Here is a 25,430-nt window from a genome sequence, read left to right as displayed (position 1 = left end):
GAAAAACCGCGCTGCGGCTGATGCCGTAGCGCGGTTTTTTTTTTGCAGCGCCTGACAGCGCTAGATCATCCCAAGCAACAACAACACCAGCAGTATCACCAGCACCACGCCAATGATGCCGGACGGGCCATAGCCCCAGCTGCGCGAGTGCGGGAAGACCGGTAAGCCACCAATCAACAGCAGGATGAGGATGATGATGAGGATCGTGGTCATGACGGAGTCCTTGCGTGGTTAGGGGTCAAGGGCCTCGAGTAGCTGGCCTCTTGTTAATTCGGACCGGCGCCGCTTGGCAAAGATTCCATTTGCTTGGCACGACCGTAGGGTCATGCCCACCCATTCACTACCCTGATGGACCCTCCCTGACGGCAACGCCTTGATTAGACTGGGCTCATCACCCATCAGTACAAGGCCTGCCACCATGCACAAACGCATCATGATCACTGGCGCCGGTTCCGGCCTCGGCCGCGAGATTGCCCTGCGCTGGGCGCGCGAGGGCTGGCGCCTGGCGCTGGCCGATGTCAACGAGCCAGGGCTGCGCGAAACCCTTGAGCAGGTGCGGGGTGCCGGTGGCGAGGGTTTCATTCAGCGCTGCGACGTGCGCGACTACAGCCAGCTGACCGCCCTGGCCCAGGCCTGCGAAGAGAAGTTCGACGGTATCGACGTGATCGTCAACAACGCCGGTGTAGCGTCGGGCGGCTTCTTCGCCGAGCTGTCGCTGGAAGACTGGGACTGGCAGATCGCGGTCAACCTGATGGGCGTGGTCAAGGGCTGCAAGGCCTTCCTGCCACTGCTCGAGCGCAGCAAGGGGCGCATCATCAATGTGGCGTCGATGGCGGCCCTGATGCAGGGGCCGGGCATGAGCAATTACAACGTTGCCAAGGCCGGTGTGCTGGCGCTGTCGGAGAGCCTGCTGGTAGAGCTGCGCCAGCTGGAAGTGGCGGTGCACGTGGTGTGCCCGTCGTTCTTCCAGACCAACCTGCTGGACTCCTTCCGTGGCCCGAACCCGGCCATGAAGGCCCAGGTGGGCAAACTGCTGGAGGGCTCGCCGATCAGTGCAGCGGACATCGCCGACTACATCCACCAGCAGGTCGAGGCCGGTGAATTCCTGATCCTGCCCCACGAGGCCGGGCGCCAGGCCTGGCAGCTCAAGCAGCAGGCGCCGCAGCGGCTGTATGACGAGATGGCAGAGATGGCGGTGAAGATGCGTAGCAAGGCCCAGGCGCGCGGATTGTAGTACCGTCTGTAGGGCGAATTACCAGCCAGTGTAGGCTTGCTCTGAATTGCTCCCGGGGCGTTGAGTCAGCGGATTTCCCCATGCAATCTCCGGTTTTTCCTGTTGCCGGAGGGCCGGAACATGTTGGTCATTGGACGTGAAGTCGGCGAAGTCATCAACATTGGTGACGACATTCAGATCAAGGTGGTGGAAACACGCAATGGCATGGTGCGTTTTGGCGTGAGCGCGCCGCGTGAAGTGTCGGTGCACCGGGCAGAGGTGTACAAGCGGATAAAGGCAGGGGAGAAGCGCAAGGGCAAATCGGCTTGATGTCGACGTTACCCACCGCTTCGCGGGCGAGTGCCGCGAAGCGGTGGGTATCGATCAGTCGAGCAGTTCGCGCGGCACATCGTGCTTGGCCAGCAGCTGGCACTGCTGGCTTTCCGGGTCGAACAGGATGAACGCCTGGCCCTTGGCTAGCGCCTGGCGCACCCGCAGCACACGGGTTTCCAGTGGCGTGTCGTCGCCATTGTCGGTGCCGTCACGGGTGACGAAGTCCTCGATCAGGCGCGTCAGGGTTTCGGCTTGCAGGTGTTCGTAGGGGATCAGCATGGGCGGCAATCAGCTTGGTAACGGAATGCGCCCATGCTACGCCAAACCGGGCCGCTGCGGCTCACTCCTTGTTCCCCACCAGGCTGTCGACTGCAGGCACCCGGGTGTCGCTCTCCATCTGCGCATCGTGCTCCAGCTGGTGGCTGAAGCGCTCCAGGGACGCATTGGTCGGGTTGGAATCGCTTGCGAACACCGGCGGGCTGAGCAGGTAACCCGACAACAGGCGGCTGAGCGCGGCCAGGCTGTCGATATGGGTGCGCTCGTAACCGTGGGTGGCATCGCAACCGAACGCCACCAGCGCGGTGCGGATGTCGTGCCCGGCGGTGACCGCCGAATGGGCATCGCTGAAGTAATAGCGGAACACGTCACGGCGCACCGGCACATCCTGGTCGCCGGCCAGTTTCAGCAGGTGGCGTGACAGGTGGTAATCGTAGGGCCCCGACGAGTCCTGCATGGCCACACTGACCGCGTGCTCGCTCGATGCCTGGCCGGGTGCTACCGGGGCGATGTCGATGCCGACGAACTCGCTGACGTCCCAGGGCAGGGCAGCGGCAGAGCCTGAGCCGGTTTCTTCGGTAATGGTGAACAGCGGGTGGCAGTCGATCATCGGCTGGCGGCCACTTTCCACCACTGCCTTGAGGGCCGCCAGCAGCGCTGCCACGCCGGCTTTGTCGTCCAGATGGCGGGCACTGATATGGCCGCTCTCGGTGAACTCCGGCAGCGGATCGAATGCCACGAAGTCGCCGATGGCAATCCCCAAGGACTCGCAGTCGGCGCGGGTGGCGCAGTAGGCGTCCAGGCGCACTTCGACATGTTCCCAGCTGACGGGCATCTGGTCGATGGCGGTATTGAAGGCGTGCCCGCTGGCCATCAGCGGCAATACGCTGCCGCGGAACACGCCGGTGTCGGTGAAGACGCTGACCCGGCTGCCCTCGGCGAAGCGGCTCGACCAGCACCCCACCGGGGCCAGGGCCAGGCGGCCGTTGTCCTGCAGCTGGCGCACGCTGGCGCCGATGGTGTCCAGGTGGGCCGAGACGGCGCGGTCCGGGGAGCTTTGCCGGCCTTTGAGGGTGGCACGGATGGTGCCGCGGCGGGTCAGTTCGAAGGGAATGCCCAGTTCGTCCAGGCGTTCGGCGACATAGCGCACGATGGTGTCGGTGAAGCCGGTCGGGCTGGGGATGGCAAGCATCTCCAGCAAGACGCGCTTGAGGTAGTCAAGGTCCGGCTCGGGGTATCGTTCAGACATGGGTACTCCTCAGGTATTGCTTTGCTCTTGCAGGCCCTCTCGCCGGCAAGCCGGCTCCCACAGGTAGGGGGTAATGCACAGGTTCAGGAAGCTGCGCGAGAGACCAGTGGGAGCCGGCTTGCCGGCGAGAGGGCCGTCATTGATTCACGCCAACGCCCGGCTGTGCGGGAACAGCAGGTCGACAAAGCGCTCTGCAGTTGGCTGCGGCTCATGGTTGGCCAAGCCGGCGCGCTCGTTGGCCTCGATGATCACGTAGTCCGGCTGTTCGGTATCACGCACCATCAGGTCCAGGCCCACCACTGGAATCTCCAGCGCCCGCGCAGCGCGCACGGCGGCATCGGCCAGCACCGGGTGCAGGCGCTCGGTAACGTCCTCCAGGGTGCCGCCGGTGTGCAGGTTGGCGGTGCGGCGCACAGCCAGGCGCTGGCCTGCGGGCAGTACGCTGGTGTAGTCGAAACCGGCGTCGCGCAAGGTGCGCTCAGTCTCGTCGTCTAGCGGAATGCGGCTTTCACCACCGGTAGCGGCCTGACGGCGGCGGCTTTGGGCTTCGATCAACTGATGGATGCTGTGCTTGCCGTCACCGACCACCTGGGCCGGATGCCGAACCGCCGCTGCAACCACTTCGAAACCGATCACCACGATGCGCAGGTCATGCCCCGGATGGAAGCTCTCCAGCAGCACGCGGCTGTCGAAGCGGCGAGCGTGTTCGATGGCCTGGCTGACTTCCTCGTAGGTCGTCAGGTTCACCGCCACCCCTTGGCCCTGCTCACCATCGACCGGTTTGACCACCACCGCGCCGTGCTCTTCGAGAAATGCCAGGTTTTCGTCGGCGTTACCGGCCAGTTGCTGCACCGGCACCAGCAAGCCTGCATTGTGCAAGGTTTGCTGGGTCAGGCGCTTGTCCTGGCAGAGGGTCATGCTGACCGCACTGGTCAGGTCGCTGAGCGACTCGCGGCAACGCACGCGGCGCCCGCCGAGGCTAAGGGTGAACAGCCCGCCTGCGGCGTCGTCCACCTGCACCTCGATGCCACGGCGGTAGGCCTCATCGACGATGATCCGTGCATACGGGTTCAACCCCGCCTCAGGGCCGGGGCCAAGAAACAATTGCTGGTTGATGCCGTTCTTGCGCTTGACGGCGAAGGTCGGCAGGTTGCGGAAACCGAGCTTCTCATACAGCCGCTTGGCCTGACGGTTGTCGTGCAGCACCGACAAGTCCAGGTAGGCCAGGCCGCGGCTCATGAAGTGCTCGACCAGGTGGCGCACCAGCACCTCACCCACGCCAGGGCGGGTGCAATGCGGGTCCACGGCCAGGCACCACAGGCTGCTGCCGTGTTCGGGGTCATCGAACGCCTTGCTGTGGTTCAGGCCCATGACGCTGCCGATCACCGCGCCGCTGTCTTCATCCTCGGCCAGCCAGTACACCGGCCCGCCCTGGTGGCGCGGCGTCAGCAGTTCCGGCTGCACCGGCAGCATGCCGCGTGCCTGGTACAGGGTGTTGATCGCCTGCCAGTCACTGCTGCTTTGTGCACGGCGGATGCGGAAACCGCGAAACACGCGTTGCGCCTGGCGGTAGTCGGTGAACCACAGCCGCAGCGTGTCGGACGGGTCCAGAAACAGCTGCTGCGGTGCCTGCGCCAGCAGCTGTTGAGGGGCCGCCACATACAGCGCGATGTCACGCTCGCCGGGGCGTTCCTGCTGCAGTGCCTCGGCCAGGCTGGCCGGGTCGGGGTAGGTGTGACCTATCAGCAGCCGGCCCCAGCCGCAGTGCAGCGCACGCGGCTGGTCGTGGGGTTCGCTGCCATCGCCGGCCAGGCGCGCCTGCAGGCGCTCGTAAGACGGCGTCTGGCCACGCAACAGGCGCTGACCGTAGGCAGTTTCATGGGCTTTCATCGGTCAGATTCCTTGTTCGCTGAGCCACAGGTTCAGCGCCGCCAGCTGCCACAGCTTGGAGCCGCGCAGCGGGGTGAGTTGGCCATGCGGGTTGCTCAGCAGGCGGTCGATCATGGTCGGGTTGAACAGCCCGCGGTCCTGGCTGGGGTCGGTGAGCAGCTCGCGTACCCAGTCCAGGGTGGCGCCTTGCAGGTGCTTGAGGCCGGGTACCGGGAAGTAGCCTTTCTTGCGGTCGATCACCTCATGGGGGATCACCCGGCGTGCGGCTTGCTTGAGCACGTGCTTGCCGCCATCGGGCAGTTTGAAGCGCGCCGGGATGCGTGCCGACAACTCGACCAGGCGGTAATCCAGGAACGGCGTACGGGCTTCCAGGCCCCAGGCCATGGTCATGTTGTCGACCCGCTTGACCGGGTCGTCGACCAGCATCACCGTGCTGTCCAGGCGCAGCGCCTTGTCCACCGCGTCAGGCGCGCCCGGGCGGGCGAAGTGTTCACGCACGAAGTCGCCGGCAACATCGGTCTCCAGCAGCCAAGGGGCTTGCACGGTATCGCGGTACTCGGCATGGCTGCGGTCGAAGAACGCATCGCGGTAGGCGCCAAAGGCGTCATCGGCGCCGTCCACCTGCGGGTACCAGTGGTAGCCGGCGAACAGCTCGTCGGCACCCTGGCCGCTCTGCACGCCCTTGCAATGCTTGGCCACCTCGCGTGACAGCAGGTAGAAGGCGATGCAGTCGTGGCTGACCATCGGCTCGCTCATGGCGCGGAACGCGGCCGGCAATTGCTCGATGATTTCGCTTTCGGCGATGCGCAGCTGGTGGTGGCGGGTGCCGTAGTGCTTGGCGATCAGGTCGGAGTACTGGAACTCGTCACCGCGCTCGCCGCCGGCATCTTCGAAGCCGATGGAGAACGTCGACAGGTCATCTACGCCCACTTCCCGCAGCAAGCCGACCAACAGGCTGGAGTCGACGCCGCCGGACAGCAGTACACCCACGTCTACCGCGGCGCGCTGGCGGATGCCGACGGCATCACGGGTAGCATCGAGCACACGGGTGGTCCAGCCTTCCAGGTCCAGGTCGCGCTCGTCCGGGTTGGGGCCGTAGTGCAGCTGCCACCAGGTCTGGCGCTCGACTTCACCGTGGCGGTCGATGCGCATCCAGGTGCCGGGTTCGAGCTTTTGCACATTGGCCAGCAAGGTGCGTGGCGCCGGCACCACCGCGTGGAAGTTGAGGTAGTGGTTGAGCGCTACCGGGTCGATCATCGGATCGATGTCGCCACCTTTGAGCAGCGCTGGCAGGGTCGAGGCAAAGCGCAGGCGTTCGCCGTTGCGCGACAGGTACAAAGGCTTGACGCCCAGGCGGTCACGGGCCAGGAACAGGCGCTGGTTGTCGCGCTCCCAGATGGCCAGGGCGAACATGCCGTTGAGCTTGGGCAACAGGGCCGCGCCCCAGGCGTGGTAGCCCTTGAGCAGCACCTCGGTATCGCCGTCGGACCAGAAGGTGTAGCCCAGGTCCTGTAGCTCTTGGCGTAGTTCGGGGAAGTTGTAGATGGCACCGTTGAAGGCCAGAGACAGGCCCAAGGTGTTGTCGACCATGGGCTGAGCCGAGCCGTCGGACAGGTCCATGATTTTCAGCCGGCGATGGCCAAGGGCGATCGGGCCCAGGCTATGGAAGCCCCAGGCGTCGGGGCCACGGGGCGCCAGGTGATGGGTCATGCGCTCTACCGCGGCGAGGTCCGCCGGGCGAGGGGCTTGGTCGATGGGGGTGAAACGCAACTCTCCTGCTAATCCGCACATAGGTCCTTACCGGTTTTTCCGTTGGGGAATCAGCGCCCCAGTTTAGGGCACCTGTAAGGAACTGACCTGGGGGATTTGTGAGAGTTTTAGATCGATCTGTTATAAGTAGTGCCCTGCGTTACGGCCAATCGCCGGCAAGCCGGCGATTGGGCTGCACAGCGGCCCCATTCACTTCCCCCGAATCAACCTGCGCAAGCCAAACCGGTTCGGGTGGCACGCCTCTGCCACCGCCCGCGGCAGCGGCAACGGCTCGCCACTGACCCACGCCGCAATCAGCTCGCCCGACAGCGGTGCCGTGATCAGCCCCCGCGACCCATGCCCACTATTCACATAAAGCCCCTCCAGCCAAGGGCAGGGCACTTCGGGCACCTGCCGCGCATCCTTGGCCAATACGGCGTAGGCCTCGGCAAAGGCTGCAGGGTCGGCAACCGGCCCCACGATCGGCAAGTAATCCGGGCTGGTGCATCGAAATGCCGCGCGCCCCTGCAACTGCTCAGGGTCAAGCGCCGCAGCACCCAGCCGCCGGGCCAGGTCGGTAGAGATTTCATCGAGCATGGCCAGGTTGCCCTGGTGTTCGGCCACGGTCGGCGTCAGGTCATCGCTATGGAAGTCAAAGCTGGCGCCCAGCGTGTGCTCTTCACCCCTGGGCGGTGCGACATAGCCCTCGGCGCAGACCACAGTAGCCAGCGCCCGGCTGGCGTCGGTCGCCGGCAGGCGGGTGACCTGCCCGCGGATGCGCTTGAGCGGTAGCTGGGCACAAGGCTCGAAACGCTTCACATCAGCCGCCCCAGCCAGCACCACCACAGGGGCGCTGGCCAGTAGCCGGTCGCCGGCCCAGGCTTGCCACAGGCCATCGGCCTTGCGCAGTGCGAGTACATCGTGATGGGCCAGCAGGCGAATGTTGGGGTGCTGCAGTTGTGCCTGGCACAGTGCCGGTGGATGCACCCAGCCGCCTTCGGGGTAGTACAACCCGCCGGCCGGCAGCGCGACCCCGGCAATCGTTTCGGCTTCACTGCGCTGCACTGCCCGCAGCAAGCTGCCCTCGAAGGCGTCGGCGAGCTTGCCCTGGCGTTCGGCTTCCTTGTGGTCGAATGCCAGTTGCAAAACCCCGCACGCATCCCAGTCCTGGCCGCGCTGCAGGCGTTGAAGCTGGCGCCGGGTGTAGCCGAACCCAGACAGGATCATCTGCGACAAAGCCGTGCCGTGCGCGGACAGCTTGAGGTACAGCACACCCTGGGGGTTGCCGGAGGCTTCGCGGGCGGCGGCGTCGTGACGCTCCAGTACCGTTACCTGCCAGCCCCGTGCGGCCAGGCTGGCAGCGCTGGCAGTGCCGGCGAGCCCTGCGCCGATCACCAGGGCCTCGCGCGGGCCTTCGGGCGCACGTGGCCGCGCGTACCAGGGCGCCGACAGGGGGGCGTGGGGCGGGCCGGTGTACTCACCACTCATCACCTCCCACTTCTTGCCGATGCCAGGCACCTTTTTCATGGTGAAGCCGGCTTCGATCAAGCTGCGACGCACCCAGCCGGTAGTGGTGAAGGTGCCCAGTGCGGTGCCGGCATGGGACAACCTGGCCAGTTGCCTGAACAGCTCGGGTGTCCACATGTCGGGGTTTTTCGCCGGGGCGAAGCCGTCGAGAAACCACACGTCGATACGCGCGTCCAGTTGCGGCAGCTGCTCCAGCACATCGCCGATCAGCAGGGTGAGGGTGATTCGGCGCTGGTCGAAGGTGAACTGTTGGAAGCCTTGATGCACCGCGACGTACTGCTGCAGAAAGGGTTCGGTGAACCCGGCCAGCTCCGGCCACAGGCGCATCGCACGGGCCATGTCGGCATGGCCCAGGGGATACTTCTCGACGCTGATGAAGTGCAAGCGGGCATCTGCGTGGGCTGTTTCGGCGAACAGCTGCCAGGCACAGAAAAAATTCATGCCAGTGCCAAAGCCGGTTTCGCCGATCACCAGGCAGTCGTGGGGCGCCAGGTCGGCGAAGCGCTGGCGCAGGCGGGTTTGTTCGAGGAACACATGCTGGGTTTCGGCAATGCCCTCATTGATGGCGAAGTAGACATCGCCGTATTGCCGCGAATGTGGGCGGCCCTGGTCGTCCCAGTCGATCTGGGCATGCTGAAGGAGGGTGGGTGCGGGCATGGCTGGTTTCGCTGGGATTGGTGAGCTGCAAGCTTCAAGCTACAAGCTGCAAGAAAAAGCAGATGGTGGCACGCCCTGGCTTTTCTTGCAGCTTGAAGCTTGCAGCTTGCAGCTTGAAGCTTGAAGCTTGAAGCTTGAAGCTTGAAGCTTGAAGCTTGAAGCTTGAAGCTTGCGGCTTGAAGCTTGCGGCTTGCGGCTTGCGGCTTGCGGCTTGCGGCTTGCGGCTTGCAGCTTGCAGCTTGCAGCTTGCAGCTTGCAGCTTGCAGCTCCCCCCCAGGATTCCGCTAGTCTTGCTTATCCATTGAAGGAGCGAGTGCATGTTTGAATCCGCGGAAATTGGTCACAGCATCGACGACGATACCTTCGAGGCAGAAGTGCCCGCGCTGCGCGAGGCTTTGCTCGAAGCCCAGTACGAACTCAAACAGCAGGCACGCTTCCCGGTCATCGTGCTGATCAATGGCATCGAAGGCGCTGGCAAGGGCGAGACGGTCAAACTGCTCAACGAGTGGATGGACCCGCGCATGATCGACGTGCTCACCTTCGACCAGCAAACCGACGAAGAACTGGCCCGCCCGCCCGCCTGGCGCTACTGGCGGGCGCTGCCGCCTAAGGGGCGCATGGGCGTGTTTTTCGGCAATTGGTACAGCCAGATGCTGCAGGGCAGGGTGCACGGGCAGTTCAAGGATGCCGTGCTCGACCAGGCCATCACCGGCGCCGAGCGGTTGGAGCAGATGCTTTGCGACGAAGGTGCGCTGATCATCAAGTTCTGGTTCCACCTGTCCAAGAAACAGATGAAAGCGCGGCTCAAGTCGCTCAAGGACGACCCCTTGCACAGCTGGCGCATCAGCCCGCTGGACTGGCAACAGTCCCGGACCTACGACCGTTTCGTGCGTTTTGGCGAGCGGGTATTGCGCCGTACCAGCCGTGACTATGCACCCTGGCACGTAGTCGAAGGCGTCGACCCCAACTACCGCAGCCTGGCCGTCGGACGCATCCTGCTGGAAAGCCTGCAGGCCGCACTGGCCGTCAACCCCAAAGGCAAGCACCAGGGCAACATTGCGCCGCTGGGCCGCAGCATCGACCAGCGCAGCCTGCTGGGCGCGCTGGACATGACCCTGCGCCTGGACAAGCAGGACTACCAGGAGCAATTGGTGACCGAGCAGGCACGCCTGGCCGGCCTGCTGCGCCACAAACACATGCGTCGGCATGCCCTGGTGGCAGTCTTCGAGGGTAATGATGCGGCGGGCAAAGGGGGCGCGATCCGCCGCGTGGCCGCTGCGCTGGACCCGCGCCAGTACCGTATCGTGCCAATCGCCGCCCCCACCGAAGATGAGCGTGCTCAGCCGTACCTGTGGCGGTTCTGGCGGCATATCCCGGCGCGCGGCAAGTTCACCATCTTCGACCGGTCCTGGTATGGCCGGGTGCTGGTCGAGCGTATCGAGGGTTTTTGCACCCCGGCCGACTGGATGCGCGCGTATGGCGAGATCAATGATTTCGAGGAGCAGCTGGTAAACGCCGGCGTGGTGGTCGTCAAGTTCTGGCTGGCGATCGACCAGCAAACCCAGCTGGAGCGTTTTGAAGAGCGCGAGCAGATCCCGTTCAAGCGCTACAAGATCACCGAGGACGATTGGCGCAACCGCGAGAAGTGGGACCTGTACGTGGATGCCGTGGGCGACATGGTCGACCGCACCAGCACCGAGATCGCGCCATGGACCCTGGTCGAGGCCAATGACAAGCGCTGGGCGCGGGTGAAGGTGTTGCGCACCATCAATGAGGCCCTGGAAGCGGCGTTTGCCAAACACAAGAAATAGCCCGCCGGCATGCCGCGGGGGAATGACCTGATGAATTCTTTTCCCGCCTTTTTTCCCCGTTGGCAGGCGGCAAGCCTTTAGAATCGAGGCACCCCACAACGGGCTCGACCGAGGACTTTATGCACATCACATCCGGGCGCCGGAGCTATGGACTGGCTCTGGCGCTTTTGACTGCACTGCTCTGGGGCATCCTGCCGATCAAACTCAAGCAGGTGTTGCAGGTGGTCGACCCCATTACCGTTACCTGGTTCCGCCTGCTGGTGTCCGGCGGCCTGCTGTGCGCCTGGCTGGCGGCCAAGCGCCGCTTGCCTTCTTTCGCCAAGCTCGGCGCCAAGGGCAAAGGCTTGGTGGTGGTGGCCGTATGCGGGCTGATGGGCAACTACGTGCTGTACCTGATGGGCCTCAATCTGCTGAGCCCCGGCACGGCGCAATTGGTGGTGCAGATCGGCCCGGTGCTGCTGCTGGTGGCCAGTGTGTTCGTGTTCAAGGAACGCTTCAGCCTGGGCCAAGGCCTGGGGCTTGTGGTGCTGCTGGCCGGCTTCGGCCTGTTCTTCAACCAGCGCCTGGAAGAGCTGCTGACCTCGCTGGGCGCGTACACCACGGGCGTGCTGACCATCCTGCTGGCCACTAGCATCTGGGTGTTCTATGCCCTGAGCCAGAAACAGCTGCTGACGGTGTGGCATTCGCAGCAGGTGATGATGGTGATCTACCTGAGCTGCGCCGCGCTGCTGACACCTTGGGTGCACCCGCTGGAGGCGCTGCAGCTGACCCCCCTGCAAGGCTGGTTGCTGCTGGCGTGCTGCCTGAACACACTGGTGGCGTATGGGGCTTTTGCCGAGGCCCTGGCGCACTGGGAGGCATCCCGGGTCAGCGCCACACTGGCGCTGACGCCACTGGTGACCTTTGTGGCGGTGGCGATTGCGGCCTGGCTGTGGCCGGACTATGTGCAGGCCGAGGACATCAATGCCTTGGGCTATGTTGGCGCGGTGACCGTGGTGCTGGGGTCGACACTGGTGGCCCTGGGGCCTTCGCTGGTGGCTGGGTGGCGGGCGAGAAGGGCGCGTTTGGCGCAGGTTGGTTGAGCGCCTGTTCCGGCCCCATCGCCGGCAAGCCGCCTCCCACGGGGTGGCGCCAGCTGTTAGATGTTGAGCAAGACAGTTGCCCCACAGGTCCCCACCAAGCCTGAAGACTGTGGGGTACCGGTGGGAGCCGGCTTGCCGGCGATAGGGCCCTAAGTACCCGCCAATCAATCAGCCCTTGCCACCCGGCGCCAGCATGTTCTCCGGCCTTACCCACTCATCGAACTGCTCGTTGGTCAGGTATTTCAACTCCAGCGCCGCCTCGCGCAGGGTCTTGCCCTCGCTGTAGGCCTTCTTGGCAATTTCCGCCGCTTTGTCGTAGCCGATATGCGGGTTGAGTGCGGTCACCAGCATCAGCCCACGCTCCAGGTGTGCCGCCATCTGCTCGGCATCCGGCTCGATCCCCGCCACGCAATGCTGCTGGAAGTTGCGGCAGCCATCGGCCAGCAGTTCGATCGACTGCAGCAGGTTATGGATGATCACCGGCTTGAACACATTCAACTGCAGGTGGCCCTGGCTGGCGGCGAAACCGATGGCCGCGTCATTGCCCAGCACCTGGCAGGCCAGCATCGACAGCGCCTCGCATTGGGTCGGGTTGACCTTGCCCGGCATGATCGAGCTGCCCGGCTCGTTGGCCGGCAGGCGCACCTCGGCCAAGCCGGCGCGGGGGCCGGAACCGAGCAAACGCAGGTCGTTGGCGATTTTCATCAAGGCGACCGCCAAGGTCTTCAGTGCCCCGGCCAGGCTGGTCAGCGGCTCGTGGCCGGCCAAGGCGGCGAACTTGTTCGGCGCGGTGACGAACGGCAGGCCGGAGAGGGCGGCCAGTTCCGCAGCAATGGCTTCGGCGAACCCCTGCGGGGCATTGAGCCCGGTACCCACGGCAGTACCGCCCTGGGCCAGCTCGCACACCGCCGGCAAGGTGGCGCGGATGGCGCGCTGGGCGTAGTCCAGCTGGGCAACGAAGGCCGACACCTCCTGGCCGAAGGTGATGGGCGTGGCGTCCATCATGTGCGTGCGGCCAGTCTTGACCAGTTTGTGGTGGCGCGCCGCCAGCTCCGCCAGCCCCGAAGACAGCTCGGCGATCGCCGGTAGCAGTTGCTCGTGCACCGCCTGTGCTGCGGCGATATGCATGGCGGTGGGGAAGCAGTCGTTGGAACTCTGCGAACGGTTGACGTGGTCGTTAGGGTGCACCGGCGCCTTGCCGCCGCGGCCTTTGCCGGCAAGCTCGTTGGCCCTCCCGGCGATCACTTCGTTGACGTTCATGTTGCTCTGGGTGCCGCTGCCGGTCTGCCACACCACCAGCGGGAACTGGTCGTCGTGCTCGCCGCCCAACACTTCGTCGGCCGCCTGCTCGATCAGCCGGGCGATGTCCGCGGGCAGGGCGCCATTGCGGTCGTTGACCCTTGCCGCGGCCTTCTTGATCAGCGCCAGGGCGTGCAGCACCGGTAGCGGCATGCGTTCCTTGCCAATGGCAAAGTTGATCAGCGAACGTTGGGTCTGTGCGCCCCAGTAGGCGTGCTCCGGAACTTCGACTGGGCCCAGGCTGTCTGTTTCGATACGGCTCATGCTGCGTTCACTCCCCTGTCAGTCAGAATCAGCAGTTTAGGCCCCCATGCGATCGTGCGGTTCAATCGCACTTCGTGCCACTTGAGCGCTGCCCCCTGGCGGGAGCAGAATGCTCATCTCTGAGGTAACGCCTCCCCCTCCTTGAAGGATATGCAATGACCCGTCTCCGTGCCCTCTGTGCTGCCGTCGCCCTGGCCTGTGCCAGCGGCCAGGTGCTCGCTGCCACTGCCAGCCACAACGCTGCCGCCGAGAAATTCCTGACCCTGGCCAACGCTGACAAGCTGGGCACCCCGGTGTACATGCAAGTCCAGCAGATGTTCGCCCAGCGCTTCGCCCAGACCAAGGCCCCGGCCAGCAAGCAGTCGGTGCTGGAGAGCTACCAGGCCAAGGCCAACGCCGCGCTGGACAGCGCCATCGGCTGGAACAAGCTCAAGCCGAAGATGGTCGACCTGTACACCCAGACCTTCACCGAGCAAGAGCTCAAGGACCTGGTCAAGTTCTACCAGTCGCCACTGGGCAAGAAAGTCCTTACCCAGATGCCCAAGGTCACTCAGCAGTCGGCCCAGCTGACCCAGCAGAGCCTGGAGCCGGCAGTGCCGGTGGTGAACAAGCTGCTCGAAGACATGACCAAAGAGCTTGACCCCAATGCCGGCAAGGCCGCCGCCCCGGCCAAGAAGTGAGTGACGCGCGATGACCATGCAGCAACGCATTGAGCAGCAGCTTGCCGCCCTGGCGCCGCAGCACCTTGAAGTGCTCAACGAAAGCCACATGCACAGCCGTGGCCAGGAAACCCACTACAAGGCGGTGATCGTCAGCGAGCAGTTTGCCGGGCTCAACAGCGTCAAGCGCCACCAGAAGGTCTACGCCACCATGGGTGAGCTGATGGGCCAGATCCATGCCCTGGCCATCCACACCTACACCGACGAGGAGTGGGCGAAGGTGGGCGTCGCGCCTGCGTCGCCGGTGTGTGCAGGTGGCGGCAAGCACTGAATCCTTTCTGTCGTTCTGGTACACTCCGCACCATTCCTAGGGGGCCGCTTGGCGGCCCATCGCCGGCAAGCCGGCTCTCACAGGTACAGCGCAGCCCTAGAGCATTGCGCCGGCCTTATGGGAGCCGGCTTGCCGGCTCTCACTGGCACAGCGCAGCCCTTGAGCATTGCGCCGGCCTTGTGGGCCGGCTTGCCGGCTCTCACTGGTACAGCGCAGCCCTTGAGCATTGCGCCGGCCTTATGGGAGCTGGCTTGCCGGCTCTCACAGGTACAGCGCAGCCCTTGAGCATGCGCCGGCCCTGTGGGAGCCGGCTTGCCGGCGATGGGCTGCAGGGCAGCCCCCAGCTTTTTGCCAAACCCGGTCCGCCCCTTACGAGGGCAACCACCTGGAGATTCAACGCAATGACCCACCCGATCGTCGTGGCGGCGCTGTACAAGTTCGTCACCCTCGAAGACTACGTAGAACTGCGCGAGCCCCTGCTGAAGGCCATGCTCGACAATGGCGTCAAAGGCACTCTGCTGCTGGCCAACGAGGGCATCAACGGCACCGTTTCGGCCACCCGCGAAGGCATCGATGGCCTGCTCGCCTGGCTGCGCAGCGACCCGCGCCTGGTCGATGTCGACCACAAGGAGTCCTACTGCGACGAGCAGCCGTTCTACCGCACCAAGGTCAAGCTCAAGAAAGAGATCGTCACCCTCGGCGTACCCGGCGTGGACCCGAACAACGCCGTTGGCACCTATGTCGAGCCCAAAGACTGGAACGCCCTGATCAGCGACCCGGAAGTACTGCTGATCGACACCCGCAACGATTACGAAGTGGCCATCGGCACCTTCAAGGGCGCAATCGACCCCAAGACCGAGACCTTCCGCGAGTTCCCCGAGTACATCAAGGCCAACTTCGACCCCAGCAAGCACAAGAAGGTCGCCATGTTCTGCACCGGCGGCATCCGTTGTGAAAAAGCCTCCAGCTACATGCTCGGTGAAGGCTTCGAGGCGGTCTATCATCTTAAGGGCGGCATCCTGAAATACTTCGAGGAAGTACCCCAGGAAGAAAGCCTGTGGGACGGTGACTGCTTTGTCTTCGACAACCGCGTCACGGTGCGCCATGACCTGAGCGAGGGCGAGTACGACCAGTGCCATGCCTGCCGCCACCCGATCGACGCCCAGGACCGCGCGTCCGAGCACTATTCGCCAGGCGTGAGCTGCCCGCACTGCTGGGACAGCCTGAGCGAAAAGACCCGGCGCAGCGCCATCGACCGGCAAAAGCAGATCGAGCTGGCCAAGGCCCGCAACCTGCCGCACCCGATCGGTTACAACTACAAAGCCGAGGCCTGATTGCATGACTGCCCGCCTGCTCTATGTGATGGACCCGATGTGCTCCTGGTGCTGGGGTTTTGCACCGGTGGCCCAGGCCCTGATCGCCCAGGCGCGTGAAGCGGGCGTGGCCACCCGAGTGGTGCCGGGCGGGTTGCGCCGCGGCGCCAGCCCGCTGGACGCCTCCACCCGCAAGTACATCCTCGAGCATTGGCAGGCGGTGGCCGAAGCTACCGGGCAGCCGTTCGCGTTCGACAATGCCATGCCCGACGGTTTCGTCTACGACACCGAACCGGCCTGCCGTGCCCTGGTGGCCGCCCGCGAACTGGATGCCGAGCGGGTCTGGCCGCTGCTGGCGCTGATCCAGCGGGGGTTCTACCAGCAGGGCCTGGATGTCACCAGAGCGCCGCAGCTGGTCGAGCTGGCCGAGCAGGCCGGGTTCGATCGCACAACCTTCGCCGAGGCCCTGCAGGGTGCGGACGTTCGCGCCGCCACCGCAGCCGATTTCAGCTGGGTGCAAGACCTGGGTATTGCTGGCTTTCCGACGCTGCTGGCTGAGCGCAACGGCCAGCTCGCCCTGTTGACCAATGGCTACCAGCCGCTGCAAAGCCTGCAGCCCTTGCTTGCCCGCTGGCTACAGCAGGCTGCCTGTGCTTGACCTGCCCGGCTCGCCCGACCCGGTGCCCGGGAAGCCCGCCCCTGTGCCTGACCGGCTGAGCTGGGCGCAAATCCGCCGTTTGGCGCTGCACCACAAGAAACACCTCTGGGCCGCCAACCTGGTGGCCGTGCTGGCGGCCTGCTGCAGCGTGCCGATCCCATTGCTGCTGCCCTTGCTGGTGGACGAGGTGCTGCTGGGCCACGGCGATGGCGCGCTGAAGTTCATGAACCACCTGCTGCCCAGCGGTTGGCAGGTGGCGGCCGGGTATATCGGCCTGATGCTGGTCGCCACCCTGTGCCTGCGCGTGGCCGCCCTGGGGTTCAACGTGGTGCAGGCCAAGCTGTTCGCCGGCCTTGCCAAAGACATCGTCTATCGCCTGCGCATCCGCCTGATCGATCGGCTCAAGCGTATTTCGCTCAAGGAATACGAAAGCCTGGGTAGCGGCACCGTGACCACACACCTGGTCACCGACCTGGAGACCCTCGACAAGTTCGTCGGCGAAACCCTGAGCCGTTTCCTGGTGGCGATGCTGACCCTGACCGGCACAGCGGCGATCCTGATCTGGATGCACTGGCAGCTGGCCTTGCTGATCCTGTTGTTCAACCCGCTGGTGATCTACTTCACCGTGCAGTTGGGCAAGCGCGTCAAACACCTCAAAAAGCTCGAAAACGACAGCACCTCGCGGTTCACTCAGGCGCTGGCCGAAACTCTGGACGCCATCCAGGAAATCCGCGCCAGCAACCGCCAAGGCTACTTCCTCGGGCGCCTGGGCCTGCGCGCCCGTGAAGTGCGCGATTATGCCGTGGATTCGCAATGGAAAAGCGACGCCAGTGGCCGTGCCAGTGGCCTGCTGTTCCAGTTCGGTATCGATATTTTCCGTGCGGCGGCCATGCTCACGGTGCTGTTCTCCGACCTGTCGATCGGGCAGATGCTGGCCGTGTTCAGCTACCTGTGGTTCATGATCGGCCCGGTCGAGCAGTTGCTGAATCTGCAATATGCCTACTACGCCGCCGGCGGTGCCCTGAGCCGGCTCAACGAATTGCTGGCGCGTGATGACGAGCCACAATACCCGGCTGCCCGCGACCCGTTCGCCGGCCGTGAAACGGTTGGCATCGAGGTGCGCGACCTGCGTTTCGCCTATGCCGACGAGCCGGTGCTGGAGCACCTGGACCTGACCATCGCCGCAGGCGAAAAGGTCGCCATTGTCGGTGCCAGTGGCGGCGGCAAGAGTACCCTGGTGCAATTGCTGCTGGGCCTTTACAGCGCCCAGGCCGGGACCATCCGTTTTGGGGGTGCCAGCCTGCAGGAAATCGGCCTGGAGACCTTGCGTGAAAATGTGGCGGTGGTGCTGCAGCACCCGTCACTGTTCAACGACACGGTACGCGCCAACCTGACCATGGGCCGTGACTGCACGGACGAGGCCTGTTGGCAGGCGCTGCGCATCGCTCAGCTGGACGCCACCATCGCTGCCTTGCCGCAAGGGCTGGACAGCGTGGTCGGCCGCTCTGGTGTGCGCCTGTCTGGCGGCCAGCGTCAGCGCCTGGCGATTGCCCGTATGGTCCTGGCCGAGCCGAAGGTGGTGATCCTCGACGAGGCCACTTCGGCGCTGGACGCGGCCACTGAGTACAACCTGCACCAAGCGCTGGCGCGTTTCCTGAGTGGCCGCACCACCCTGATCATCGCCCACCGCCTTTCCGCGGTGAAGCAGGCCGACCGTGTGCTGGTGTTCGATGGCGGCCATGTAGCCGAGGATGGCGGCCACCAGCAGTTGATCGCCGAAGGCGGCCTGTACGCCAAACTGTACGGCCACCTCCAGCAGACCTGAGCAAGCTGCAAGCTTCAAGCTTCAAGCTACAAGCTGCAAGCGGACCGTGTGCGGCTCTGCTTTTTCTTGCGGCTTGAAGCTTGCAGCTTGCAGCTATAAGGGGGCCGTGCGCGGCTCTGCTTTTTCATGCGGCTTGAAGCTTGCGGCTTGCAGCTACAAGCGGCCCGTGCGCGGATCTGCTTTTTCTTGCAGCTTGCAGCTTGCAGCTTACAGCTTGCCGCTCAAATTTCCCTCCAAATAGATGGCAGATGGCCTACTCTGAGCTTGTCTAGGTTGGTTCGAGCCTTATCTGCTCTGTGACAGGGACTTCATGAAGGGACATCGCACACTAGAGGCGCCAAGGCTGCTGGGTATCATCTGGCCCTTCATCGCCGTTGTAGTCTTCCAGGTCCTGCTGGGCAGCCTCAGCCTTTACGCGCTGTCGGCGGTGCGTGCCTACGTCGCCGGCGAAAGCCTGTGGTCCAAGGCCCAGAAAGACGCTATCTATTACCTGAACCTGTATGCCGAAACTGGCGATGAGCGCAATTACCAGCGCTATCGCCAAGTCATCACTGTGCCCCACGGTGACCGGCAGATGCGCGAGGTGCTCGACCAGCCAAACCCAGACCTCGATGTCGCGCGCCAGGCCGTGCTGCAAGGCGGCAACCACCCCGACGACGTCGACCGCATCATCTGGTTCTACCGCAATTTCAGCCGGATCAGCTACGTGCAGGCGGCGATCGACTACTGGAATGTCGGTGACGATTACCTTAAACAACTGGATGTGCTGGGCAACGAGATACGTGAAGGTTTCGCCAAAGGCCAGGTGGGGCCGGGCCAGGTCAGCCAATGGCGCGCTCGCATCGTCGCTATCAACGATGGCGTGACTCCAGCCTCCAAAGCCTTCAGCGATGCCCTGGGTGAGGGGTCGCGCATGCTGTTGCGGGTGCTGCTGGTCACCAACCTGCTCACCGCGCTGTTTCTCATTGGCTTCGCCTGGCGCCGGTCGAGCAAGCTGCTGGCCCAGCGCCAGGCCTTCGCCAGCGCCCTGCAGGAAGAAAAGGAACGCGCGCAGATTACCCTGCAGGCGATCGGCGATGCGGTGATCACCACCGATGTCGATGGCAGCATCGGCTACATGAACCCCGCTGCCGAGCAGCTGACCCATTGGCAGGCAGGCCAGGCCCTGGGCCTGCCATTGACAGCGCTGTTCAGCCTGGTGGATGAGCAGGCCCAGAGCGACAGCAGCACCCTGTTCGAACAGGTGCTCAGCGGCAGCCTCAAGGGCGGCGCCGAACATGCACGGCTGATCCAGCGCCTGGACGGCAGCACGGTTTCGATCAACCTGGTAGGTTCGCCCATCATCAGTGACGGGCAGGTGGCTGGCATTGTCCTGGTGCTGCATGACATGACCCAGGAGCGCCAGTACATCGCCAACCTGTCCTGGCAGGCTACCCATGACGCCCTGACCGGCCTGGCCAACCGCCGTGAATTCGAGTACCGCCTGGAGCAGGCCCTGAACGACCTGGTGCGCCAGGGCGGGCGGCATTCGCTGATGTTCCTGGACCTGGACCAGTTCAAGCTGGTGAACGATACCTGTGGCCATGCCGCTGGTGACGAATTGCTGCGCCACATCTGCGCCGTGCTGCAATCGGTGCTGCGCGAAGGCGATACCCTGGCGCGGCTGGGCGGCGATGAATTTGGCGTGCTGCTGGAAAACTGCCCGGGCGAACAGGCCGAGCGGATTGCCGAAAGCCTGCGCCAGGCAGTGCAAAGCCTGCACTTCGTGTGGAAAGGCAGGCCGTTCGTCACCACCGTGAGTATCGGCCTGGTGCACATGGCCCAGGCCCCGGCCACGCTGGAAGCCTCCCTGCGGGCAGCGGACATGGCGTGCTACATGGCCAAGGAGAAGGGCCGTAACCGCATTCAGGTCTACCATGCCGATGACAGCGAACTGTCGATGCGGTTTGGCGAAATGGCCTGGATACAGCGCCTGCACGTTGCCCTGGAGGAAAACCGCTTCTGTTTATATGCTCAGGAAATCGCTGCGCTCACGCCCCTCGAAGGGCCGGGGCATGTCGAGATCCTGTTGCGCCTGCAAGACGAAAGCGGCCGCACCATCCTGCCTGACAGCTTCATCCCGGCGGCCGAGCGCTATGGCCTGATGACCGCTATCGACCGCTGGGTGGTGCGCAATGTGTTCCAGGTCATTCGCCGTTGCCTGGACGAGGAGCGCGAGGGCCCGCTGTCGATGTGTGCCATCAACCTGTCGGGGTCGAGTATCGGTGACGACAAGTTCCTGGAGTACTTGCAGCGGCTGTTCGTCGAATATTCGATTCCGCCACGGCTGATTTGCTTCGAAATCACCGAGACCAGTGCCATTGCCAACCTTGGCAGTGCCATCCGATTCATCAATGAATTGAAAGGGCTGGGTTGCAAGTTCTCGCTGGATGATTTTTGTGCCGGAATGTCGTCCTTCGCTTATTTAAAACATTTACCTGTCGACTTCTTGAAGATCGACGGAAGTTTTGTCAAAGATATGCTGGATGATCCGGTCAATCGGGCCATGGTCGAAGTCATCAATCACATCGGCCACGTCATGGGTAAGCGCACCATTGCCGAGTTCGTCGAAACTCCGTTGATCGAGCAGGCCTTGCAGGAGATCGGCGTGGACTACGCCCAGGGCTATCTGATCGAACGACCGCAGGTCTTCACTTGCGACAGTCTGCAGCGCCAACGGATTGCTGCACGGCCCCTGCTGCATCGGGCGCCTGGAACCTTTCGCTGAAGTAGCGTTGGTAAATCACAGGGATCAAGGAGCTGAAAAGTGATCGATGCATTCGTCCGTATCGGGCCTTTGATGGACCCGGCCAGTTACCCCCAATGGGCCCAGCAACTGATCGAAGACTGCCGCGAGAGCAAGCGCCGGGTAGTGGAACATGAGTTCTACCAGCGCCTGCGCGATGGCCAGTTGCGGCAAGCGACCATTCGCCAGTACCTGATCGGTGGCTGGCCGGTGGTTGAGCAGTTTTCCTTGTACATGGCCCACAACCTGACCAAGACCCGCTATGCCCGCCACCCGGGCGAAGACATGGCGCGGCGCTGGCTGATGCGCAACATCCGCGTGGAGCTCAACCATGCCGATTACTGGGTGCATTGGTGCCACGCCCATGGCATTCACCTGCACGAACTGCAGTCGCAGGAAGTGCCCGCCGAGCTCAATGGGCTGAACGACTGGTGCTGGCGTGTGTGTACCACCGAGTCGCTGGCCATTGCCATGGCGGCCACCAACTACGCGATCGAAGGGGCGACGGGGGAGTGGTCGGCAGTGGTCTGTGCTGAAGACACCTACGCCATGGGCTTCCCGGAGGACCAGCGCAAGCGCGCCATGAAGTGGTTGAAGATGCATGCGCAGTATGACGACGCCCACCCGTGGGAGGCGCTGGAGATCATCTGTACGCTGGCTGGTGAAAACCCGACCCTGGGGCTGCGCAATGAGCTGCGCAAGGCAGTCTGCAAAAGTTATGACTGCATGTACCTGTTCCTGGAGCGGTGCATGCAACTGGAGGGCCGCCAGCAAGGGCGCATGCGCCCGAGCCTGGCAGCTGGCTGAAATGCCTGGGGCCGCGCGGCGGCCCCCTAGGCATAAAGCCTTACTGGGCGTTGAAGGCTTGCCCGTTCACCCCTGTACTGTCTGGCCCCATCAGGTACAGGTACACCGGCATGATCTCTTCAGGCAGCGGGTTGTTCTGCGGGTTTTCGCTCGGGTAGGCCTGGGCCCGCATCGCCGTGCGGGTAGCCCCGGGGTTGATGCTGTTGGAGCGCACCGGTGCCACACCTTCCAGTTCGTCCGCCAAGGTCTGCATCAGGCCTTCGGTCGCGAATTTGGACACACCATAAGCGCCCCAGTAAGCCCGGCCCTTGCGCCCGACGCTGCTGGAGGTGAACACCACGGAGGCGTCTTCCGACAGCTTGAGCAGCGGTAGCAGGGTGCTGGTGAGCATGAACGTGGCATTGACGTTGATGTGCATCACCCGCATGAAGTTGTCGCCCGAAAGCTGTTCCAGTGGGGTGCGTGGGCCGATGATCGAGGCGTTGTTGAGCAGGCCGTCCAGGCGGCCGAACTGGTCCTCGACCATCGCCGCCAGTTCGTCGTACTGGTGGGGCAGGGCGGTTTCCAGGTTGAACGGGATCACCACCGGCTGTGGGTGGCCGGCGGCCTCGATTTCATCGTAGACCTCGTTCAGGTTGGCTTCGGTCTTGCCCAGCAGCAATACAGTGGCGCCCAAGGCGGCATAAGCCTTGGCGGCGGCTGCACCGATGCCGCGGCCAGCGCCGGTGACCATGATGACGCGACCCTGAAGCAGGTCGGGGCGGGCAGTGTAGTCGAACATGCGTTTGTCCTTGGTTTGAAGCGGCAAGCTGCAAGCTTCAAGCTTCAAGCTTCAAGCTTCAAGCCGCAAGCTTCAAGCTGCAAGAGAAAGCGAGCAGCGCGCGGACTGCTTTTTCTTGCAGCTTGCAGCTCGAAGCTTGCCGCTGGTTTTCAGCACCCGCAGAGTGCGGCGTCGAGCACCTTGCGCAGTTCCAGTGGGTGGTCCACCACCACGTCGGCGCCCCAGTTGTTCGGGTTGTCTTCTGGATGAATATAGCCGTAGCGCACAGCCGCCGTGCGGGTGCCGGCATCGCGGCCCGACTCGATGTCGCGCAGGTCGTCGCCGACGAACAGCACGCTGGCCGGGTCCAGGTTCAGGGTCTTGCAGGCCAGGATCAACGGCTCAGGGTCGGGCTTGCTGTTTTTCACGTGATCCGGGCAGATCAGCAGTGCCGAACGCTCGGCCAGGCCCAGGCGCTGCATGATCGGCTCGGCGAAGCGGACCGGCTTGTTGGTCACCACCCCCCACAGCAGGTTGCCTCTCTCGATATCGGCCAGCAATTCGCCCATACCGTCGAACAGCTTGCTGTGCACCGCGCAGTCGCGCTGGTAGCGTTCGAGGAACTCCAGGCGCAGGGCCTCGAAGCCCTCGTCCTCCGGGCTCATGGCGAAGGTCGCGGCGACCATCGCCCGCGCGCCGCCAGAAATCACGTCACGGATCAGCTTGTCGTCGATGGCCGGCAGGCCACGCTCGGCGAGCATGGCTTGGCAAATGGCGATGAAGTCCGGCGCCGTGTCGAGCAGGGTGCCGTCCATGTCAAAGAGTACCGCTCGCAAACGCATGCTCATTCCTCGCGCAGGGTCTGGATCATGTAGTTGACGTCCACATCGCTGCTGAGCTTGTAGTGCTTGGTCAGCGGGTTGTAGGTCAGGCCGATGATGTCCTTGACTTCAAGGCCCGCGACGCGGCTCCAGGCACCCAGCTCGGAGGGGCGGATGAACTTCTTGAAGTCATGGGTACCGCGCGGCAGCATCTTGAGGATGTACTCGGCGCCGATGATGGCCAGCAGGTAGGCCTTGGGGTTGCGGTTGATGGTCGAGAAGAACACTTGGCCACCGGGCTTGACCATGCGGTAGCAGGCGCGGATGACCGAGGACGGGTCGGGCACGTGCTCGAGCATTTCAAGGCAGGTGACCACATCGAACTGCTCGGGCATTTCTTCAGCCAGGGCCTCGGCGGTGATCTGCCGGTACTCCACCTGCACGCCGGACTCCAGCTGGTGCAGCTGGGCCACAGCCAGGGGCGCCTCGCCCATGTCGATGCCGGTGACGGTAGCGCCACGCAGGGCCATGGCTTCACTGAGGATGCCGCCGCCGCAGCCGACGTCCAGTACCTTCTTGCCCGCCAGGCTGACGCGCTCGTCGATCCAGTTGACGCGCAGCGGATTGATGTCGTGCAGCGGCTTGAACTCGCTCTCGCGGTCCCACCAACGGTGCGCCAAGGCTTCAAACTTGGCGATTTCGGCGTGGTCGACGTTGCTCATTGAACAGTCCTCTGAAACTTCTACGAATTGCGCCGGAGTATACCCGAGCGCCCGAGGCTGTTGGTCGCTATAATCGTCCGCTTTTGATATGCGAAAGTCAGGGAGAGGTGATGCGCGAGCGACTTATGGCGGCGGAGAAGGTGACCGGTATCCGGTGGCACCACGGCGCCTTGCACCTGCTCGACCAGCGCCTGCTGCCTTCGCAAGAACGCTGGCTGGCCTGCGACACTGTCGCGCAGGTGGCGGCGGCGATCCGCGACATGGCTGTGCGTGGTGCGGCGGCCATCGGCATTGCGGCGGCCTATGGCCTGGTGCTGGCCCTGGAAGAGCGCCTGGCCGAGGGTGGCGACTGGGAAATGGACCTGGAAGAGGATTTCCTCAGCCTGGCCGAGGCGCGCCCTACGGCCGCCAACCTGTTCTGGGCGCTCAACCGCATGCGTGAACGCCTGCAGCGCCTGCGCCCGGGCGAGGATGTGCTGGCCGCGCTGGAGGCCGAGGCCGTGGCCATTCATGAAAGCGACCGTGAGGCCAACCTCACCATGGCCCAGCAGGGCATCGAGCTGATCCGCCGCCACCAGGGCAGCGAGCAGGCCCTGCTGACCTATGGCAACTCCGGTGCCCTGGCCAGTGGCGGTTTCGGTACGGCGTTGGGGGTGATCCGCGCGGGCTTTCTCGAAGGCATGGTCGAGCGCGTGTATGCCGGCGAAACCCGGCCCTGGCTGCAGGGTTCGCGCCTGACCGCCTGGGAGCTTGCCAACGAAGGCATCCCGGTGACCCTGTGCGCCGATTCGGCGCTGGCCCACCTGATGAAGAGCAAGGGCATCACCTGGGTGGTGGTCGGCGCCGACTGCATTGCCGCCAACGGTGACGTGGCGAGCAAGATCGGCACCTACCAGCTGGCGGTCAACGCCATGCACCACGGTGTGCGGTTCATGGTGGTGGCGCCCAGCACCAACATCGACCTCAACCTGGCCACGGGTGAAGACATCCCGCTGGAAGAGCGTGATGCCGACGAATTGCTGGATTACGCCGGTAACCGCGTAGCACCGCAGGTGGAGGTGTTCAATCCGGTGTTCGATGTGACCCCGGCTGACCTGATCGATGTGATCGTGACCGAGAAAGGCGTCGTCGAGCGCCCGGATACCGCCAAACTGGCGCAATTGATGTGTCGCAAGCGCCTGCATTGAGCGTTTGGGGTGGGGGCAGGAGAGGGGGGGCGCATGGCCGGGCGCCGGCAATGCGGTATCGGCGGCGATCGCGCCAACAATCCCCCACAAAACCCCCTGTACCCCCTGCGCCATATCTCCCCACCGCTACTGCCTTTGTGATAACATCCGGCAGTTTCCAAGACCGCCCATGACGGCGGCCTTCATTGCGCAGATCCATGGCACAACTCATT

General features: G+C 64.1%; 23 protein-coding genes. 12 read left to right on the top strand and 11 right to left on the bottom strand.

What is annotated here, in order from left to right; all coding sequences use genetic code 11:
* Positions 1-60: 60 nt before the first annotated feature.
* Entirely contained in the window at positions 61-213 is a 153-nt protein-coding gene (locus ACIPZH_RS03970) for a DUF3309 family protein (RefSeq protein WP_003252624.1), read from the bottom strand.
* A gap of 205 nt (positions 214-418) precedes the next feature.
* Between ACIPZH_RS03970 and ACIPZH_RS03965 the strand changes: the two genes are divergently transcribed.
* Both ACIPZH_RS03965 and csrA read left to right on the top strand, forming a co-directional pair.
* The gene (locus ACIPZH_RS03965; RefSeq protein WP_349976048.1) at positions 419-1,234 is read left to right on the top strand and encodes an SDR family oxidoreductase; all 816 of its coding nucleotides are present in this window, start codon (positions 419-421) and stop codon (positions 1,232-1,234) included.
* Between the two features lie 120 nt (positions 1,235-1,354).
* Positions 1,355-1,543 carry a carbon storage regulator CsrA gene (gene csrA, locus ACIPZH_RS03960; RefSeq protein ID WP_241802856.1) on the top strand — a complete coding sequence of 63 codons (189 nt, stop codon included), beginning with the start codon at positions 1,355-1,357 and terminating at the stop codon, positions 1,541-1,543.
* Positions 1,544-1,597: 54 nt separating this feature from the next.
* Here csrA and ACIPZH_RS03955 read toward each other — a convergent pair whose 3' ends face one another.
* From ACIPZH_RS03955 to ACIPZH_RS03930, 6 genes are all read right to left on the bottom strand, one after another.
* Positions 1,598-1,825, bottom strand: coding sequence for a YheU family protein (locus ACIPZH_RS03955; protein ID WP_039603187.1), 228 nt, complete (start codon positions 1,823-1,825; stop codon positions 1,598-1,600).
* 61 nt (positions 1,826-1,886) lie between these two features.
* On the bottom strand, positions 1,887-3,071 hold the full coding sequence (locus tag ACIPZH_RS03950) for an osmoprotectant NAGGN system M42 family peptidase (RefSeq protein ID WP_241802857.1): 1,185 nt from the start codon (positions 3,069-3,071) through the stop codon (positions 1,887-1,889).
* 144 nt (positions 3,072-3,215) lie between these two features.
* A complete protein-coding gene (ngg, locus tag ACIPZH_RS03945) occupies positions 3,216-4,961 on the bottom strand; it encodes an N-acetylglutaminylglutamine synthetase (protein WP_400635231.1) in 1,746 nt (581 codons plus the stop codon).
* 3 nt (positions 4,962-4,964) lie between these two features.
* Positions 4,965-6,752, bottom strand: coding sequence for an N-acetylglutaminylglutamine amidotransferase (locus ACIPZH_RS03940; RefSeq protein ID WP_349976050.1), 1,788 nt, complete (start codon positions 6,750-6,752; stop codon positions 4,965-4,967).
* A gap of 168 nt (positions 6,753-6,920) precedes the next feature.
* On the bottom strand, positions 6,921-8,894 hold the full coding sequence (gene mnmC, locus ACIPZH_RS03935) for a bifunctional tRNA (5-methylaminomethyl-2-thiouridine)(34)-methyltransferase MnmD/FAD-dependent 5-carboxymethylaminomethyl-2-thiouridine(34) oxidoreductase MnmC (RefSeq protein WP_400635229.1): 1,974 nt from the start codon (positions 8,892-8,894) through the stop codon (positions 6,921-6,923).
* A 34-nt stretch (positions 8,895-8,928) separates the two neighbouring features.
* Positions 8,929-9,213, bottom strand: coding sequence for a hypothetical protein (locus ACIPZH_RS03930; RefSeq protein WP_400635227.1), 285 nt, complete (start codon positions 9,211-9,213; stop codon positions 8,929-8,931).
* Between ACIPZH_RS03930 and pap the strand changes: the two genes are divergently transcribed.
* Positions 9,212-10,705, top strand: a complete 1,494-nt coding sequence (pap, locus tag ACIPZH_RS03925; protein WP_400635225.1) for a polyphosphate:AMP phosphotransferase — start codon at positions 9,212-9,214, stop codon at positions 10,703-10,705. The genes ACIPZH_RS03930 and pap overlap by 2 nt on opposite strands.
* A 119-nt stretch (positions 10,706-10,824) precedes the next feature.
* A complete protein-coding gene (locus tag ACIPZH_RS03920; protein WP_400635223.1) occupies positions 10,825-11,787 on the top strand; it encodes a DMT family transporter in 963 nt (320 codons plus the stop codon).
* A 168-nt stretch (positions 11,788-11,955) separates the two neighbouring features.
* Here ACIPZH_RS03920 and ACIPZH_RS03915 read toward each other — a convergent pair whose 3' ends face one another.
* Complete coding sequence (locus ACIPZH_RS03915; protein ID WP_400635221.1) at positions 11,956-13,350, bottom strand: class II fumarate hydratase; 1,395 nt, start codon at positions 13,348-13,350, stop codon at positions 11,956-11,958.
* Positions 13,351-13,505: 155 nt separating this feature from the next.
* Between ACIPZH_RS03915 and ACIPZH_RS03910 the strand changes: the two genes are divergently transcribed.
* The 7 genes from ACIPZH_RS03910 to ACIPZH_RS03880 all read left to right on the top strand — a co-directional run bounded on the left by ACIPZH_RS03910 (position 13,506) and on the right by ACIPZH_RS03880 (position 21,728).
* Complete coding sequence (locus ACIPZH_RS03910; RefSeq protein WP_241802870.1) at positions 13,506-14,030, top strand: DUF2059 domain-containing protein; 525 nt, start codon at positions 13,506-13,508, stop codon at positions 14,028-14,030.
* Between the two features lie 10 nt (positions 14,031-14,040).
* Entirely contained in the window at positions 14,041-14,340 is a 300-nt protein-coding gene (locus ACIPZH_RS03905; protein ID WP_241802871.1) for a BolA family transcriptional regulator, read from the top strand.
* A 401-nt stretch (positions 14,341-14,741) separates the two neighbouring features.
* Positions 14,742-15,674 carry a rhodanese-related sulfurtransferase gene (locus ACIPZH_RS03900; protein WP_267821850.1) on the top strand — a complete coding sequence of 311 codons (933 nt, stop codon included), beginning with the start codon at positions 14,742-14,744 and terminating at the stop codon, positions 15,672-15,674.
* Positions 15,675-15,678: 4 nt separating this feature from the next.
* Positions 15,679-16,311, top strand: coding sequence for a DsbA family protein (locus ACIPZH_RS03895; RefSeq protein ID WP_400635219.1), 633 nt, complete (start codon positions 15,679-15,681; stop codon positions 16,309-16,311).
* Positions 16,304-18,136 carry an ABC transporter ATP-binding protein gene (locus tag ACIPZH_RS03890; RefSeq protein WP_241802876.1) on the top strand — a complete coding sequence of 611 codons (1,833 nt, stop codon included), beginning with the start codon at positions 16,304-16,306 and terminating at the stop codon, positions 18,134-18,136. Before ACIPZH_RS03895 ends, ACIPZH_RS03890 begins: the two co-directional genes overlap by 8 nt.
* A gap of 310 nt (positions 18,137-18,446) precedes the next feature.
* Complete coding sequence (locus tag ACIPZH_RS03885; RefSeq protein WP_400635217.1) at positions 18,447-20,903, top strand: EAL domain-containing protein; 2,457 nt, start codon at positions 18,447-18,449, stop codon at positions 20,901-20,903.
* Positions 20,904-20,942: 39 nt separating this feature from the next.
* A complete protein-coding gene (locus tag ACIPZH_RS03880; protein ID WP_241802884.1) occupies positions 20,943-21,728 on the top strand; it encodes a TenA family transcriptional regulator in 786 nt (261 codons plus the stop codon).
* A 40-nt stretch (positions 21,729-21,768) separates the two neighbouring features.
* On the opposite strand, the gene ACIPZH_RS03875 is transcribed toward ACIPZH_RS03880, so the two are convergent.
* The 3 genes from ACIPZH_RS03875 to ubiG all read right to left on the bottom strand — a co-directional run bounded on the left by ACIPZH_RS03875 (position 21,769) and on the right by ubiG (position 24,031).
* Positions 21,769-22,509 (bottom strand): YciK family oxidoreductase, encoded by a 741-nt coding sequence (locus ACIPZH_RS03875; RefSeq protein WP_241802887.1) that lies wholly within the window; start codon positions 22,507-22,509, stop codon positions 21,769-21,771.
* 149 nt (positions 22,510-22,658) lie between these two features.
* On the bottom strand, positions 22,659-23,330 hold the full coding sequence (gene mupP, locus ACIPZH_RS03870) for an N-acetylmuramic acid 6-phosphate phosphatase MupP (RefSeq protein ID WP_241802891.1): 672 nt from the start codon (positions 23,328-23,330) through the stop codon (positions 22,659-22,661).
* A gap of 2 nt (positions 23,331-23,332) precedes the next feature.
* The gene (gene ubiG, locus ACIPZH_RS03865; protein WP_241802900.1) at positions 23,333-24,031 is read right to left on the bottom strand and encodes a bifunctional 2-polyprenyl-6-hydroxyphenol methylase/3-demethylubiquinol 3-O-methyltransferase UbiG; all 699 of its coding nucleotides are present in this window, start codon (positions 24,029-24,031) and stop codon (positions 23,333-23,335) included.
* A 110-nt stretch (positions 24,032-24,141) separates the two neighbouring features.
* Here ubiG and mtnA point away from each other — a divergent pair, with 110 nt between their 5' ends.
* A complete protein-coding gene (mtnA, locus tag ACIPZH_RS03860) occupies positions 24,142-25,218 on the top strand; it encodes an S-methyl-5-thioribose-1-phosphate isomerase (protein ID WP_400635215.1) in 1,077 nt (358 codons plus the stop codon).
* Positions 25,219-25,430 lie beyond the last annotated feature (212 nt).

The organism is Pseudomonas sp. NPDC089758, from assembly GCF_044748705.1.
In the GTDB taxonomy this organism is placed as follows: domain Bacteria; phylum Pseudomonadota; class Gammaproteobacteria; order Pseudomonadales; family Pseudomonadaceae; genus Aquipseudomonas; species Aquipseudomonas putida_X.
This window is presented reverse-complemented; position numbering and strand designations above follow the sequence as displayed.